The sequence below is a fragment of the Streptomyces sp. NPDC012510 genome (assembly GCF_042955065.1).
Taxonomy (GTDB): Bacteria; Actinomycetota; Actinomycetes; order Streptomycetales; family Streptomycetaceae; genus Streptomyces.
In genome coordinates this window covers 229105-245143 of sequence record NZ_JBIBEN010000014.1, presented here as the reverse complement: position 1 = coordinate 245143, position 16039 = coordinate 229105, and the positions used below count along the sequence as shown (strand labels likewise).

Annotated in this window: 14 protein-coding genes and 1 pseudogene; 8 read left to right on the top strand and 7 right to left on the bottom strand. The window is 69.6% G+C overall.

Annotated elements, in window-relative coordinates; translation table 11 throughout:
- Nucleotides 1-20: 20 nt before the first annotated feature.
- A complete protein-coding gene (locus tag ACFY9I_RS26130) occupies nt 21-890 on the bottom strand; it encodes a glycerophosphodiester phosphodiesterase family protein (RefSeq protein ID WP_391005576.1) in 870 nt (289 codons plus the stop codon).
- 280 nt (nt 891-1170) lie between these two features.
- Here ACFY9I_RS26130 and ACFY9I_RS26125 point away from each other — a divergent pair, with 280 nt between their 5' ends.
- The 6 genes from ACFY9I_RS26125 (at nt 1171) to ACFY9I_RS26100 (ending at nt 9649) form a co-directional block, all read left to right on the top strand.
- A complete protein-coding gene (locus ACFY9I_RS26125; RefSeq protein WP_391005574.1) occupies nt 1171-2040 on the top strand; it encodes an MHYT domain-containing protein in 870 nt (289 codons plus the stop codon).
- 127 nt (nt 2041-2167) lie between these two features.
- Nucleotides 2168-4297 carry an excinuclease ABC subunit UvrB gene (gene uvrB, locus ACFY9I_RS26120; RefSeq protein ID WP_391005572.1) on the top strand — a complete coding sequence of 710 codons (2130 nt, stop codon included), beginning with the start codon at nt 2168-2170 and terminating at the stop codon, nt 4295-4297.
- 173 nt (nt 4298-4470) lie between these two features.
- Nucleotides 4471-5049: a TerD family protein gene (locus ACFY9I_RS26115; protein WP_391005570.1), complete on the top strand. Its 579-nt coding sequence runs from the start codon at nt 4471-4473 to the stop codon at nt 5047-5049.
- A gap of 46 nt (nt 5050-5095) precedes the next feature.
- The gene (locus ACFY9I_RS26110; RefSeq protein WP_391005568.1) at nt 5096-7156 is read left to right on the top strand and encodes a TerD family protein; all 2061 of its coding nucleotides are present in this window, start codon (nt 5096-5098) and stop codon (nt 7154-7156) included.
- A 279-nt stretch (nt 7157-7435) separates the two neighbouring features.
- Nucleotides 7436-8437, top strand: coding sequence for a TerC/Alx family metal homeostasis membrane protein (locus ACFY9I_RS26105; RefSeq protein WP_391005566.1), 1002 nt, complete (start codon nt 7436-7438; stop codon nt 8435-8437).
- A 111-nt stretch (nt 8438-8548) separates the two neighbouring features.
- Complete coding sequence (locus ACFY9I_RS26100; RefSeq protein ID WP_391005565.1) at nt 8549-9649, top strand: calcium:proton antiporter; 1101 nt, start codon at nt 8549-8551, stop codon at nt 9647-9649.
- Between the two features lie 84 nt (nt 9650-9733).
- Here the strand turns inward: ACFY9I_RS26100 and ACFY9I_RS26095 are convergent, their stop codons facing one another.
- Nucleotides 9734-11044 carry an MFS transporter gene (locus ACFY9I_RS26095; RefSeq protein ID WP_391005563.1) on the bottom strand — a complete coding sequence of 437 codons (1311 nt, stop codon included), beginning with the start codon at nt 11042-11044 and terminating at the stop codon, nt 9734-9736.
- A 90-nt stretch (nt 11045-11134) separates the two neighbouring features.
- The gene (locus tag ACFY9I_RS26090; RefSeq protein ID WP_391005561.1) at nt 11135-12181 is read right to left on the bottom strand and encodes an LD-carboxypeptidase; all 1047 of its coding nucleotides are present in this window, start codon (nt 12179-12181) and stop codon (nt 11135-11137) included.
- A gap of 101 nt (nt 12182-12282) precedes the next feature.
- Between ACFY9I_RS26090 and aroQ the strand changes: the two genes are divergently transcribed.
- Nucleotides 12283-12756, top strand: coding sequence for a type II 3-dehydroquinate dehydratase (gene aroQ / locus ACFY9I_RS26085; protein WP_391005559.1), 474 nt, complete (start codon nt 12283-12285; stop codon nt 12754-12756).
- Between the two features lie 135 nt (nt 12757-12891).
- Here the strand turns inward: aroQ and ACFY9I_RS26080 are convergent.
- Nucleotides 12892-12978 (bottom strand): annotated as a pseudogene (locus tag ACFY9I_RS26080) (peptide ABC transporter ATP-binding protein); the annotation flags it as partial.
- Nucleotides 12979-13474: 496 nt separating this feature from the next.
- Nucleotides 13475-13765, bottom strand: coding sequence for a hypothetical protein (locus ACFY9I_RS26075; RefSeq protein ID WP_391005557.1), 291 nt, complete (start codon nt 13763-13765; stop codon nt 13475-13477).
- 226 nt (nt 13766-13991) lie between these two features.
- Here ACFY9I_RS26075 and ACFY9I_RS26070 point away from each other — a divergent pair, with 226 nt between their 5' ends.
- Nucleotides 13992-14237: a hypothetical protein gene (locus ACFY9I_RS26070; protein WP_391005555.1), complete on the top strand. Its 246-nt coding sequence runs from the start codon at nt 13992-13994 to the stop codon at nt 14235-14237.
- Between the two features lie 290 nt (nt 14238-14527).
- Here the strand turns inward: ACFY9I_RS26070 and ACFY9I_RS26065 are convergent, their stop codons facing one another.
- A complete protein-coding gene (locus ACFY9I_RS26065; protein WP_391005553.1) occupies nt 14528-15181 on the bottom strand; it encodes an MBL fold metallo-hydrolase in 654 nt (217 codons plus the stop codon).
- A 36-nt stretch (nt 15182-15217) separates the two neighbouring features.
- Complete coding sequence (locus ACFY9I_RS26060) at nt 15218-15931, bottom strand: maleylpyruvate isomerase family mycothiol-dependent enzyme (RefSeq protein ID WP_391005552.1); 714 nt, start codon at nt 15929-15931, stop codon at nt 15218-15220.
- Nucleotides 15932-16039 lie beyond the last annotated feature (108 nt).

Here is a 16039-nt window from a genome sequence, read left to right as displayed (position 1 = left end):
AGCCCTGGGTGGCGTCTCGGTCAGCCCTGGGTGGCGTCTCTGACGACGTCCGGCTTGTTGGTGATGATGCCGTTCACGCCGTAACCCGTCACCCGGCGGGCGTTCTCCGCGTCGTTCACGGTCCAGGTGAGGATCTCCAGAGGCTTCTCGTGCGGACCCTTCAGCCCGTGGATCGCGGCCACGTAGGACGCGGAGATGGTCGTGTACGAGGAATTGATCTGGTCGCTGAACTTCGCGTACTCGGGCAGGTCGGCGATGTCCGGGGTACCGAGGAAACCGGTCTTCACCGCCGGGAGCAGGGCGTGCACCAGCCGTACGGTGTCGGCGCTGAAGCTCTGGATCACCAGCTTCTCGAGGTGTGCCGGGCCGAGCCACCCCTCGTTGCTGAGCACCTTCAGGGTCTGCTGTTCGATGCCCGGGTAGAGCTGGGGGTTCTTGATCTCCAGGACGAGCTTCTGGTTGTTGCGTGTGACACGCCTCATGTACTGCTCCAGCGTCGGCACGCGCGCGCCCGCGTAGCCGCTGTCGAACCAGCTGCCCGCGTCCAGGCGAGCGATCTCCGCGGCGGTGAAGTCCCGCACGTTCCAGGGCGCGCGGTCGGGATAGAGCTCCTCGACGTTGGTCGTCCGCGCGAGTGTCGCGTCGTGCACGACGACGAGTTCGCCGTCCTTGGTGCGCTGGACGTCGTTCTCGACCCAGTCGAAGCCCATCTCGTCGGCCTTGTCGACGGCGGCCAGGGTGTTCTCGGGCGCGTAGGCGGAGGCTCCGCGATGTGCGACGACCAGCGGATTAGCGGCGTCGGCGGCCGCATGAGCGGCGGAAGTGGGGAGCAGGAGGACGGTGGCCCCCAAGAACGCGGTGGTCGCGGCGGCAACTGCGCGCACGTGCATGCGTACTCCTCGCGTCGATCGATCACGGTCAGCTCAAGCGTGACAGCAGAGGGTCAACAGCAGGAGTGCGCAGGATGGCCACGAATTGAATGGAGTTGCCCAAGTCCGCTCACGGGCACCGCACAAGTGGGGCAAGGGCGTGTTTCTTTGCCGGAAAATCGTTCGACCATTCCGGTGGGGGTCATACTCTCTGCGACACCCCACACCGTCATCGCGGTCCCGGGGGCGGGGGCGGTGCAGGGAATCCAGGGACGCGTCAGGGCGGGAAAGGCAGCCGCGCATGCAGGGCACGGTCGACGGCTTCAGCTACGGACTCGTCACACCGGTGGTGGCCTATCTCATGGCCTGCCTCGGTGGCGCGCTCGGCCTGCGCTGCACCACCAGAGCGATGCTCGTCGACGGCCGCTGGCGGATCGGCTGGCTCGCGCTGGGGTCGGCGGCCATCGGCTCCGGAATCTGGACCATGCACTTCGTCGCGATGATGGGGTTCACGGTCCTGCGGACGCCGGTCGAGTACGACCCACTGACCACCTTCGCGAGCCTCGCCGTCGCGATCGTCATGGTCGGAATAGGCATCTTCATGGTCGCCTCCAAGGGCGCGACCGGAGCCGCGCTCTTCACCGGGGGCACCATCACCGGCCTCGGCATAGCCTCCATGCACTACCTGGGTATGGCGGGAATGCGCCTCAACGGCACGCTCGAGTACAACACCGTGACCGTGGCCGCCTCGGTGGTCATCGCCGTGGTGGCCGCGATCGCCGCGCTGTGGGCGGCCGGGCAGGTCCGCGGCTTCCTGTGGAGCGTGGGCGCCAGCCTGGTCATGGGGTTCGCGGTCAGCGGTATGCACTACACGGGCATGGCCGCGCTCAGCGTCCATCTGCACAGTGCCGCATCCACCGCACCGGCCGGCGGCTCCTCGTCCGCCGCCCTGCTCGCCCCGCTGATGATCGGCCCGCTGGTCTTCCTGCTCCTCGCGGGCGTCGTCGTCATGTTCGACCCCTTCATGATCATGGGTAGGTTCCACGGAGGGCCGGTCGAGCGGCGGCCCGGCATCCCCGCCCAGGCCAGCGCGCACACCTGCCGACGCCAGGAGTCCTACGCGGGTCGGGAGCACCATGAGCGCCGTTCCCGCACCCCCCAGAACCGCTGATCACCTCCTGCGGAACCGCCGGCCCCGTCCCGCGGAACCGCCGGCCCCGTCCCGCGGAACCGCCGGCCCCGTCCCGCGGCACCGCTGATCGGAGCCCGTTGTCAGTGCGGGGTCGTACGGTTGATTCATGCGGCCCGTTTCCAAGATCGAACGCACGGTGGCGCCTCTCGAGGTCGTCAGCCCCTACCAGCCGAGCGGTGACCAGCCCACGGCCATCGCCGAGCTCGCCCAACGCATCGGAGCAGGTGAGAAGGACGTCGTCCTGCTCGGCGCGACCGGCACCGGCAAGTCCGCCACCACCGCGTGGATGATCGAGAAGCTCCAGCGCCCCACCCTGGTGATGGCGCCGAACAAGACGCTGGCCGCCCAGTTGGCCAACGAGTTCCGCGAGCTGCTGCCCAACAACGCGGTCGAATACTTCGTCTCGTACTACGACTACTACCAGCCAGAGGCCTACGTCCCGCAGTCGGACACCTACATCGAGAAGGACTCCTCGATCAACGAGGAGGTCGAACGGCTGCGCCACTCCGCGACCAACTCGCTGCTCACCCGCCGCGACGTCGTCGTGGTCGCCTCGGTCTCCTGCATCTACGGCCTCGGTACACCGCAGGAGTACGTCGACCGCATGGTCCCCCTCAAGGTCGGCGACGAGTACGACCGGGACGAGCTGCTGCGCCGCTTCGTGGACATCCAGTACACCCGCAACGACCTGGCCTTCACCCGGGGCACCTTCCGTGTCCGGGGCGACACCATCGAGATCTTCCCGGTCTACGAGGAGCTCGCCGTCCGCATCGAGATGTTCGGCGACGAGATCGAGGCCCTCTCCACGCTCCACCCCCTCACCGGCGAGATCATCAGCGACGACCAGCAGCTGTACGTCTTCCCCGCCTCCCACTACGTCGCCGGCCCCGAGCGCCTGGAACGCGCCGCCAACGACATCGAGAAGGAGCTGGGGGAGCGCCTGGCGGAGCTGGAGAAGCAGGGCAAGCTCCTGGAGGCCCAGCGGCTGCGCATGCGCACGACGTACGACCTGGAGATGCTCCGCCAGATCGGCTCCTGCTCCGGCGTGGAGAACTACTCGATGCACTTCGACGGCCGCGAGCCCGGCTCCCCGCCGAACACGCTGCTGGACTACTTCCCCGACGACTTCCTCCTCGTCATCGACGAGTCCCATGTCACCGTGCCGCAGATCGGCGCGATGTACGAGGGCGACGCCTCCCGGAAGCGCACCCTCGTCGACCACGGCTTCCGGCTGCCGTCCGCCCTCGACAACCGGCCGCTGAAGTGGGAGGAGTTCCAGGAGCGCGTCGGCCAGACGGTCTACCTCTCGGCGACCCCCGGGCAGTACGAGCTCTCCCGCTCCGACGGCCACGTCGAGCAGATCATCCGCCCCACCGGCCTCGTCGACCCCGAAGTGGTCGTCAAGCCCACCGAGGGCCAGATCGACGACCTGGTGCACGAGATCCGCAAGCGCACCGAGAAGGACGAGCGGGTCCTCGTCACCACCCTCACCAAGAAGATGGCGGAGGACCTCACCGACTACTTCCTGGAACTCGGCATCCAGGTCCGCTACCTGCACAGCGACGTCGACACCCTGCGCCGCGTGGAACTGCTGCGTGAACTGCGCGCCGGTGAGTACGACGTCCTGGTCGGCATCAACCTCCTCAGGGAGGGCCTCGACCTCCCCGAGGTCTCCCTGGTGGCGATCCTCGACGCGGACAAGGAGGGCTTCCTGCGCTCCGGCACCTCGCTCATCCAGACCATCGGCCGCGCGGCGCGCAATGTGTCGGGTCAGGTCCACATGTACGCGGACAAGATCACCCCGGCGATGGAGAAGGCCATCGACGAGACCAACCGACGCCGGGAGAAGCAGGTCGCGTACAACAAGGCGAAGGGCATCGACCCCCAGCCGCTCCGCAAGAAGATCAACGACATCGTCGCGCAGATCGCCCGCGAGGACGTCGACACCGAGCAGCTGCTCGGCTCGGGCTACCGCGCGGGCAAGGACGGCAAGGGCGCCAAGGCCCCCGTGCCCTCCCTCGGCGGCAAGGCGGCCAAGCCCGCCAAGGGCAAAGCCAAGGAGACCGTCCCGACCGACCGCCCCGCGGCCGACCTCACCCAGCAGATCGAGGACATGACGGAGCGGATGCGCGCGGCCGCCGCCGACCTGCAGTTCGAGATCGCGGCCCGGCTGCGCGACGAGGTGTCCGAGATGAAGAAGGAACTCAGGCAGATGAAGGAGGCCGGTCTGGCCTGACGGGTCCCGCTCGGAGCCCGGGGGAGGGGCCGTGCTCCCGGGCGCCGCGCTGTGTTGCAAGACCGACACAAAGTGCGACACAGGCTGCGGCAATGTCAGTGCTGCTGCGTAAGGTGCTGCACATCCGTGGACTCCGCGGAAAACAGGGGACAGTTCGAGAGGGGAATCAGCGCGTGACCGTCAACATGACCAAGGGTCAGGCCATCAGTCTGCAGAAGAACGACGGAGGCAGTCTGACCGCGGTGCGCATGGGTCTCGGCTGGCAGGCTGCCCCCCGCCGTGGCCTGTTCGGATCCCGCACCCGGGAGATCGACCTCGACGCCTCCGCCGTGCTGTTCGCGGACAAGCAGCCCGTCGATGTCGTCTTCTTCCGCCACCTGGTGAGCGACGACGGCTCCGTCCGCCACACCGGCGACAACCTGGTCGGCGGCGTCGGCCAGGGTGGTGACGACGAGGCGATCCTCGTCGACCTGGCCCGGGTGCCGGTCCACATCGACCAGATCGTCTTCACCGTGAACTCCTTCACGGGCCAGACCTTCCAGGAGGTGCAGAACGCGTTCTGCCGACTGGTGGACGAGACCAACGGCCAGGAGCTCGCCCGCTACACCCTCGCGGGCGGCGGACAGTACACGGCCCAGATCATGGCCAAGGTGCATCGCGCGGGCACCGGCTGGCAGATGACCGCCATCGGCTCGCCCGCCAACGGCCGTACGTTCCAGGACCTGATGCCGGCGGTCCTGCCGGTCCTGTAGGCAACCGGACGCACCGCACAGCACGCGACACAGGGGGACGAAGTCGATGACGGCCGAGCTGGTCCGGGGCCAGAACCATCCGCTGCCCGAGGTCCGACTGGAGATCCGCGTCTCGGCCGGCACGCCGCTCGTGGCCGGGGCAACCCTCGGCGACGAGCAAGGCCGGGTGCCCGGCGTGGAATGGGTCGCCCACCCGGGCGCGCCGACCCTGCCGGGGATCGAGGTCTCCCAACAGGCGGCGGCCGACCATCGCCTCGCCGTGGACCTCGACGCCCTGGCGCCGTCCGTGCACCGGGTGACCGTGCTGCTCGCCCTGCCGTCCGGGCACGGCGGCCCGGGGCGGTTCGGCGCCGTCGCCGCCCCCTTCGTCGCGGTCACCGGCCTCGACGGCACCGAGGTCGCCAGCTACACCCTCACCGATCTGGAGGCGGAGTCCGCCGTCATCGCCCTGGAGCTGTACCGCAGGCAGGGGGCCTGGAAGGTCCGCGCGGTCGGCCAGGGGTACGCGGGCGGCCTCGCGGAGTTGTTCGCAGACCAGGGCCTGCCCCAGGCGCAGCAGCTCGCGGGCGGCATCCACGAGGCGGTGGCCCAGGGGCTCGCCCGCTCGGTGTCCGCACCCCCGCCCCGCCTGTCGGACGCGGACCGCCCCCGCCGGACCGCCGCACCCGCGTCGGGCCCCGACCAGACCCACGGCGGCACGCCCCCGCAGGGCCTGGCCGGTGACACGCCGTCCCAGCAGGGACACCAGCCCGCCTCCCCGTACGGCACCACACCTCCGTACGGCTCGTCCCACGACGCCACGCCGCCCGACCACGCGTCCGCGCGGCACGGTGGCCCGGTGCCGACCGACCCGGCCCCCGGCGGCCGGCCCGCCTCGCCCACGACCGATTCCGTCAACTACAGCCACCCCGGTCGACAGACCACCGCGCCTCCACCGCCCCCGCCAACCGCGCCCCCGGCTCAGTCGGGGCAGCCCGCACGGCCCGTCGCCGGGGACGCGACCGGCTGGTCCATGGAGGAGCGGCTGTACAACCAGGTATGGGGCATGTTCGAGGACCTCGCCCGTACCACGGCCGCGTACCGCAGTGCGGTCGACTTCGCCGAGTCCCGCATGGAGCAGGAGCTGGACAGGGTCCTGTCCGACCCGCGCAGCCGCACCGGCGGTCAGGGCGACGCCGCGCGCGAGTCCGCCCGCGCCCGGCACGCCCAGCTCGTGGACCAGGCCAGGGCCGCCCTCGACCGCGACCTCGCCCAGCTCCGGGCCGAGGCCGATGTCGTCGAACCCGCGCTGCCCCCGGCGTTCGCGAGCTGGGACAACCCGGTCTGGCACGGCTACCGGGTGCCGATGGAGATACCGATGGCCCTGCGCCTCGGCGACCTCCACCTCCCGGAGAGCGACGGCGTGCGCATCCCGATGCTGGTCCGACTGCCCCTGGAGCGCGGCCTGTGGATCGACAGTGGTCGCTCCGGTTCTCGCGGCTCGCTCGCCGACTCCGACGAGCTACGCCGTCTCGCGCTGGACACGGCGGTGGCGATCGCGGCCCGTCTGCTCGCCGTCTATCCGCCGGGTGAGTTCGCGGTGCATGTCATCGATGCGGCCGGGGCCGGCACGTCCGCGTTGGCACCGCTGGTGGGGGCCGGTGTGCTCACCGGACCGCCCGCCGCCGGGGCCGCGGGCGTCGCGGAGGTCCTGGGACGGCTGACCCAGCGGGTCGACCTCGTACAGATGGCGATCCGCGGTGGCGCGGCCGACGCACTGCCCCCGGGGTTCGACACGGCCGAGCAGTTGCTGATCGTCAACGACTTTCCGCACGGGTTCGACGACCGCGCCGTGACCCAGCTCCGCTACCTCGCGGACGAGGGCCCGGCTGTCGGCGTCCATCTGATGATGGTCGCCGACCGGCAGGAGGCCGCCGCCTACGGGCCGTTGCTCGACCCGTTGTGGCGTTCGCTGCTGCGACTCACGCCCACCCCGGACGACCACCTCGCCGACCCCTGGGTCGGGCACGCATGGACGTACGAGCCCGCGAGCGTCCCGCCCGGCAGCCGGGTCCTGCACGGCGTACTCACCCGGGTCGCGGAGGCCCGCCGCTCCTGGAACCGGTGAGCACCACCCCGCACCAAACTCTCGTAAAGCTCCGTGACCAGCAGTTTTGATTCTTTCTTTGCCTCTCCCTTTACCTTCTCTTGGTGATTGGGTACTCTTTTCGTGCGGAGGGGAGTACTCCCTACATGCTGCGGCGTACCCGTCAATACGGATCAGGCCAGATCCCGGGGCGTCGGCCCGGCGGCACCAGGCGTTGTGGAACGCCCTGGAGGACCGGGTGGAAGAGACCTCCGGTAGCGACGACGCTGAAATTTGCCGTTACGTACTGCCGGAGGCGCAGTGGATGTTTCCACGACCCTGTGGGTCACGACTGTTCTGGGCCTTGCCGCCCTCATCGCGGTCGACTTCTTCATCGGCCGCAAGCCCCATGACGTGTCCATCAAGGAAGCCGGAATCTGGACGGTCGTCTGGATCGTCCTGGCCGCCCTCTTCGGACTCGGGCTGCTCGTCTTCGCCGGCGGTCAGCCGGCCGGAGAGTTCTTCGCGGGCTTCATCACCGAGAAGTCCCTGAGCGTCGACAACCTCTTCGTCTTCGTCCTGATCATGGCGAAGTTCGCGGTGCCCTCGCAGTATCAGCAGCGGGTGCTGCTGATCGGTGTGCTGATCGCCCTGGTGCTCCGCGCGATATTCATCGCGGCGGGCGCGGCGATCCTCGCCAGCTTCGCCTGGGTCTTCTACATCTTCGGCGCGTTCCTGATCTACACCGCCTGGAAGCTCATCCAGGAGGCCAGGGCCGACGAGGCGGAGGAGGACTGGGAGGAGAACAAGCTCCTCAAGGCCGCCGAGAAGCGCTTCGGTGTCGCCGACCGCTACCACGGCACCAAGCTGTGGATCGAGCAGAACGGCAAGCGCGTCATGACGCCGATGCTGGTCGTCATGCTCGCGATCGGCACCACCGATGTCCTCTTCGCGCTGGACTCGATCCCGGCGATCTTCGGTCTGACCCAGGACCCGTACATCGTGTTCACGGCCAACGCGTTCGCGCTGATGGGCCTGCGGCAGCTCTACTTCCTCATCGGCGGCCTGCTGAAGAAGCTGGTCCACCTGTCCTACGGTCTGTCGGTCATCCTCGGCTTCATCGGTGTGAAGCTGGTGCTGCATGCACTGCACGAGTCCGGGGTACACGTTCCCGAGATCTCCATACCGGTGTCGCTCGGAGTGATCTGCGCGGTTCTGATCGTCACCACGATCACCAGCCTGATCGCGTCCAAGAAGCAGGCGCAGGCAAATGCCGAGCAGAAGAAGGCCGAAGGCGCGGAGAAGGACAGCATCGAGGCCTGACCAGGGCAGACACCGCACAGCAACTCAATGATGGGGCCCCGTACCACGGAGACGTAGATCCACCGCGTCGCCCGGAGTGCGGGGCTTCTTCACGCCTGAAAGGATCACCGTATGCTCGCTCGGCTCCGGTCGCTCACGACGCGATGGACTGCCGTCGTCCCGGGGACCGCAGTCGTCCTGCTCGTTCTCACCTGGGGGCGTGAGCTGCCCGGTGCGGCCGTGGCCGTGGTGACACTGGTGCTGGCGGGAGCCGTACTGGCCGCCGTCCACCACGCCGAGGTCGTCGCACACCGGGTCGGTGAGCCGTTCGGTTCCCTCGTCCTCGCCGTCGCCGTGACGATCATCGAGGTCGCGCTGATCGTCACATTGATGGCGGACGGCGGTGACAAGAGCGCGACCCTCGCCCGCGACACCGTCTTCGCCGCCGTGATGATCACCTGCAACGGCATCGTCGGCCTGTGCCTGCTCGTCGCCTCACTGCGCCACGGGCTCGCCGTCTTCAACCCGGAGGGCACCGGCGCGGCCCTCTCGACGGTCGCGACGCTGGCCACGCTCAGTTTGGTCCTGCCCACCTTCACCACCAGCAAGCCGGGCCCGGAGTTCTCCACGGCCCAGCTCACCTTCGCCGCCCTGTCCTCCCTGGCCCTGTACGGTCTGTTCGTCGCCACCCAGACCGTGCGCCACCGGGACTATTTCCTGCCGATCACCCGGCTGGGCGAGGTGATCACCCAGGACGACCACGCCGAGGCGCCCTCGGCCCGCACCGCCGGGATCAGCCTCGGACTGCTCGGCCTGGCGCTTGTCGGCGTGGTCGGTCTCGCCAAGGGCGTCTCACCCACGATCGAGTCCGGTGTCGAGGCGGCCGGACTGCCGCACGCCGTCGTCGGTGTGATCATCGCGCTGCTCGTGCTGCTGCCCGAGACCATTGCCGCCCTGCGCGCGGCTCGACGCGACCGCGTCCAGACCAGCCTCAATCTCGCCCTCGGCTCCGCGATGGCCAGCATCGGCCTGACCATCCCGGCCGTCGCCCTCGCCTCCGTCTGGCTGTCCGGTCCGCTCGTCCTCGGCCTCGGTGCCACCCATATGGTGCTGCTCGCCCTGACCGTGGTGGTGGCCTCGCTGACCGTCGTCCCAGGACGCGCCACACCGCTCCAGGGTGGGGTCCATCTGGTGCTGTTCGCGGCGTACCTGGAGCTGGCGGTCAACCCTTAGCACCGGTCACGTGGCACCGGCACGCCCTAGCAGCGGCGCTCACCCCGCCGTGTATCCGCCTCCGTCTGACAGCCGTCCCCCACGTCACCCGGCGGTTGCCTCCGCCCCCGCCGCCGTCGCCCGTGGCACCGGTCGGGTCTCCGGCAGCAGCGCGAAGCAACCCAGACTCAGCAGGGCGATGCCGGTCAGATAGGCGCCCACACCCCAAGGCACCCGTCCGCCCTGCGCCACGGCGGTGGCCACGATCGGTGTCAGTGCGCCACCGACCACCCCGCCGAGGTTGTAGCCGACAGCCGCCCCCGTGCAGCGCACCCGGGGCTCGTACAGCTCCGGCAGATACGCGGCGATGACGGCGAACATCGTGACGAACGCGAGCATCGCCACGAGGAAGCCGAAGAAGATCAGCAAGGGCTCACCCGTCGACAGCAACGCGACCATGGGGAACATCCACAAGACGGTGACGGCACAGCCGGTCAGACACATCGGGCGGCGCCCGTACCGGTCGCCCAGCACCGCCGCCAGCGGTGTCAGAGCGCCCTTCACCACCACGGCCGCCATGATGCAGGTCAGCATGACGGTACGGCTCACCCCGAGCCGTTCGGTCCCGTACGCGAGGGACCAGGTGGTCACCGAGTAGAACACCGCGTACCCGATCGCGAGTGCCCCGGCCGTCAGCAGGACGAGGCGCCAGTGTCCGCGCACCACCTCGGCGAGCGGCACCCGCGCGTGATCGTCGATCTCCAGGAACTGGGGGCTCTCGGTGAGCGACGAGCGCAGCCACAGCCCCGCCACTGCCAGCACGCCCGCCGCCCAGAAGGGCACCCGCCAGCCCCACGCGGTGAACTGGGCCTCGGTCAGGCCCGCCGACAGCGCCAGCATCACCCCGTTGCCCAGCAGGAAGCCCACGGCTGGCCCGACCTGCGGGAAGCTCGACCAGAGAGCACGCCGCTCGGCAGGCGCGTGCTCCGCCGTCAGCAGCACCGCACCGCCCCATTCCCCGCCCAGCCCGAGCCCTTGCAGGAAGCGCAGCACAAGGAGGAGGAAAGGGGCGGTCACGCCGATCGAGTCGAACGTGGGGACGCAGCCGACCGCCACGGTCGCGCCTCCGGTCAGCAGCAGCGAGGCGACGAGGACCGGCCGTCTGCCGTGCCGGTCCCCGATGTGCCCGAACAGCACCGAGCCCAGCGGCCGCGCCACGAATCCGACTCCGAAGGTCGCGAAGGCCGCGAGGGTGCCCGCCAGGGGCGAGAACGTCGGGAAGAACAGTGGCCCGAGGACGAGGGCCGCGGCCGTCCCATAGACGAAGAAGTCGTAGAACTCGATGGCCGTCCCGGCGAGCGCGGCGGCCGCGAGTCGCAGCATGGAGGGCGGTTTCACGGTGCGTGCTGGTTCCATGCCGCGTCAACTACCCACAGTGACCGACGGTTACGGGGGCGTGCGGAGGCCCGTACGGCGTCAGTGGGGCTCAGGAGGCGTCAAGAGACCTCAGTACGTCACGGTGATGCGCCGTGCGGGCCCGTCGACCCTGATCACGCCCCCGTAGGGGATGACGAGTTGCGGATCGGTGTGACCGAGGTCCACATCGAGGACGATCGTGGCGTCGGGGGCGTACGTCCGCATCGCGCGCAGCACGGCCTCCCGCTGTCCGGCCGCGTAACGAGCGGCGTCCTCAGGGGCGTTGGGCCGCTCGAAGGACCAGGTCTTGGGACGGCCCATCAGGAGTGCGGAGAACCGCCGGAGCAGACCGCGCTCGCCCATGTTCCGCAGGGTGCGGAAGACCTCCTCGCCGCTCGGCAGTTCCTCCGAGGTCTCCAGGAAGAGCACGCCGCCGTCGAGGACGGAGAGGTCGCGCGGCACCTCGCGGTCGGCCATCAGCAACCAGCCGAGGATCTCCAGACAGCCGCCCCAGCAGCGGCCCTCCACCACGCGGCCGGGGTTCACCCAGGTCCACCCGGTGCCGGGCACGGTCTCCGGTTGCGCGTCGAAGGTCGCCGGGTCGGCCCAGTCCCGGTCGACGTCGTTGAAGCGCTCGGCGGGCCGCAGTTCGTAGGGCCCCGAGGTGAACAGGGCCGCGCGCAGGGACTCGGCGGTCAGCGGGTCCATCGCGCCGGACCTGCCCAGCGACGTCATCACGGTCCCGCCGTGATAGCCGACGACCCCGGAGTTGTACAGGAACGCCAGGCAGTTGGTGTTGTCGCTCATGCCGAAGAAGGGTTTGGGGTTGGCCCGCAGCAACTCCCGGTCGAGCAGCGGTAGCACGGTGATCTGGTCGTCGCCGCCGATCGAGGTGAAGACCGCCTTGATGTCCGGGTCGGCGAAGGCCGCGTGGACATCGTCGGCCCGCTCCCGGGGCGTCGCGCCCATCTTCCGGGTCGTCGGATACTCGACCGGTTCGAGGCCGTACTCCTCGCGCAGCCGTTCCAGGCCCAGTTCGAAGGGGCGGGGAAAGAGTCCGGGCAGACCGGCGCCGGGCGAGATGACGGCGACACGGTCGCCGGGCGAGGGCTTGGGAGGGTACGAGGGAGTGGTCATGCGGTGAGGCTATGACCCATCGACTCACCGTTTCACCGTGATAAACCGGGTGCGAGCAGCGGTCCCGACGGGCCGCCCACCCCGAACGGACCGGAGGAACCGTGCCCCGCACCCTGGCCAACGCCCCGATCATGATCCTCAACGGCCCCAATCTGAACCTTCTGGGTCAGCGGCAGCCCGAGATCTACGGCTCCGACACGCTCGCGGACGTCGAGGCGATGTGCGCCAAGGCGGCAGCCGCTCACGGGGGCACGGTGGACTTCCGGCAGTCCAACCACGAGGGCGAACTGGTCGACTGGATCCACGAGGCGCGGCTCCACCACAGCGGGATCGTCATCAATCCCGGTGCCTACTCGCACACGTCCGTGGCGATCCTCGACGCCCTCAACACCTGCGACGGGCTGCCGGTGCTGGAGGTCCACATCTCCAACATCCACCGGCGCGAGTCGTTCCGGCACCACTCGTACGTCTCCCTGCGCGCCGACGGGGTCATCGCCGGCTGCGGCGTGCAGGGCTATGTGTTCGGCGTGGAGCGGGTCGCCGCTCTGGCGGGGGTGGGGGAGGCGGAGGCGTGAGCAGCCGCCTGCAGACCGACGCGTAAGCACCGCGCCCGGAGACCGGTGCCTGGCCCCCGCGCCCGACGACCGACGCCGTGATGCCCGCTCTCCAGGCGTCCGCCTCTTCCAGGCGGCCCGCCTCCATGATCCGTCGAGGCGGCCCGCCTCCACGATCCGTCGCAGGAACCGCCGTGTGCGTTCCTGCCGCGGGCCGCCGAAGACCTGCTCCGCGGTGCCCTGCAGGACAGGGCGCATGGCGTGAGATTGGCAGCGCGGTGTTCTGTCTGTCGAGGTCAAACCGGGCGATTGTCTGCCATGTGGGAATGAGCGTCGCATTCTTGTGAACGCTGGGCGGGGCCGCCGGCCGAGGGCGGGGTTGGAGAGGCCGGCGGCCCATCCGCACAGGAGCCGTCATCCCGTGCGGACCTGCCTCCATTGGACTACGCCACGGCGTGCGCCGGGAGCGCGCGTGGGGCACCGGCGCGTGCGTTCGATTCACACGGGGCGCGTGCGGGGGGCCGCCGCGAGCCCCGTGCGTGTCCCCCAACTGTCGGAGCGCGGCGAGGAGTTCACCACCGCCGCGCCTGGACCACCCACCGCTGGGACGACCGCCCCACCCGGCGACCATGAGCCCACACCATCTGCGCGAGTTCTCACCAGCTCCAGTGAAGCACCCAGGGAGAACGGGATCTGTCCCTTGAGCTACGAGAGCCTGGCGGCTGTCGGCGGCAGTGGGTTACGGCATTGCCGCGAATGCCTCCCGATGGTCACGTGCCCACCGCTCGAACGTGCCCGCCGGTCGGCCGAGCACCTGGGGCACGTGGTCGGTGACGTAGGCCGCACCGCCGGCCCGCGCCCAGCCGATGCCAGTGCTCATCCCGGCCGGCAACTGGTCGAGCGCATTCGTGTCGGTGATCTTGACTGGCCGTTCCAGCACGCCCTCCAGGAACGCCGCCTGGTCTGCGAACGTCAGCAGCTCTGGCCCGGTCAGGTCGTACCGCTGCCCGTCGTGCGCATCGCTGGTCACCGCGGGTCGGCGCCCCGCCGCGACTTCGTGCGCTGCCTGAGTTCCAAGACACGGCAGACGGCACGTCCTTGGCACGCCTTTCGTGCTCGCGTGAACGGGTGCGGATGCGCTCTGCCTCCGCCGGGGTGAGGCTGGCGGCATGGCTTCCGCCCGTGGTCGTATACCCGCCCGACGAGGACGGCGGGTGGCGGGCCGGAGGAGTGGGGCTACCACCAGGGAGACAAACATGACTGTCCGTACCTACGTCGCGACGACTGTGCGGAACGACCGTGTCGACGACGTTCTCCACGCGCTGGAGAACGTGGATCCGGATGCGATCGTGGCATCCGTCAACCGCTCGGACGCTCCTGGCGTCCCCGCCGAGGTATCGGTATCGCTGACCGGTGATGCCCGTGAGGCGGTGAAGAAGCAGCTCGATGTGATTCCCGATCTGGAGTGCGAGATTGACGTGCGTGACACCGAGGATCTGTGAGCCGGACAAGCGGTGGCCCTCGCCCGGTCCTGGTGACCAAGCGCGGGGCCATCCGTCACGGCGGCCAGGAAGACTCAGTGCTTACCTGCTTCGTGCGTACGGGGCCAGGCGTTGTGCGCCCGCCGGACGACCCGGAGCAAGCTTCCTGCCGAGACGAGGCAGCGCAACCTGAAGAGTGGGAATCGCGCCGGGCAGCCCTCCGTAGGGCATGACGCTCCTCGAGCGTCGACGGGCCTGAACGCGCGGCCGCCCCGCTTCGGTTTCGAAACGGGGCGGCCGTCGTTGGACGGTTACCAGCCTCGTGCGCGCCACTCCGCGAGGTGGGGCCGCTCCGCGCCGAGGGTGGTGTCATTGCCGTGACCGGGGTAGACCCAGGTCTCATCGGGCAGGACGTCGAACACCTTGGTCTCCAGGCCGTCCATCAAGGAGTTGAACTCCTCCGGCCGTGTCGTCCGACCAGGACCGCCCGGGAAGAGGCAGTCTCCGGTGAACACGTGCGGATGCCCGTGCGGGTCGTCGTAGACCAAGGCGATCGAGCCCGGCGTGTGGCCGACCAGATGGCGCGCGGTGAGTTCCACGCGCCCCACCCGGAGCGTGTCGCCGTCGTCGACGAGCACGTCGGTGGTCACGGGGATGCCCTCGGCGTCGTCCCGGCCCGCGTGCGTACGGGCGCCCGTGGCGGCCACCACCTCGGCGAGTGCCTGCCAGTGGTCACCGTGCTGGTGCGTGGTGACGACGGACGCGATCCCGTCGTCACCGATCAGTGTGAGCAGCGTGCCGGCGTCGTTCGCGGCGTCGATCAGCAGCTGCTCGTCGGTGGCCCGGCAGCGCAGCAGATAGGCGTTGTTGTCCATCGGGCCGACCGCGACCTTGGAGATCATCAGGTCCGGCAGCTCGTGCACATCCGCCGGACCGCCGACCTTCACCGCTCCGCTGTACGTCATGGTCGTCAGTCTAGGACGCGGGGGCACACGCGGCCGCTACAGCGGGGGGAGGGCGGGCAGGGTGCCTCCCTCGACGTGCAGCGCGGCTCCGTCTCGCCGTCCGGCCAGCCAACCGAGGAGGTCGGCGCGGGTGCCGCCGACCGTGAGGTGACGGCCGCTTTCGAGGTGTTCCGGGGGGACGGACCCGACGGCCCCGGTGGAGATCACGCGCCCGTCGTCCTGTTTGATCATCATCGAGGGAACGCCGGGGTGGTCGCGGAACCGATCGGCCAGGAAGTCGATCTCGCGCTGGGTGAACTCCTCCGGCAGGTCCTCCAGCTCGTACCCGATCCCCAGGTCCACGTGATGGAGCTCCACCTCGATCCAGCGCCGGAACGGCACCCGGGACGCCGACTCGGTGACGCCGTTGCGCAGCTCGACCGTGCGCGACCAGTCCGCCGGGACGGAGGCGGCGTCCCGGAAACGGTTCGCGCTCAGGCGCACATCGGCGAGCTGCGTGTCCAGGGGCCGTGGCGCGCCCCGCTCGATGTCGGCGTCCCGGGCCTCCCCGGAGACGTACATGGGCCGCCCTTCGAGGACGTTCACGAGCGCGTCAGCGTTGCGGGCGAGGTGGGCGAGGACGTGACCACGGGTCCAGCCGGGCAGCCGTGACGGCTGTGTCACAGCGGCGTTGTCCCGTTCGGCGACCGCGGTGAGTAGCCGGTCGGTCGCTTCGCATACAGAGGCCAGGTCACGGGCGTGATCCATCATGACGTCGACCCTAGCCCCGGCCACACCTTCGGGTGAAGACAGCGGACTGCGGCCGTAAATCGAATGCACGTGCTATATGGTCGGTCGTGGCGTCGGGCATGCTGGAAG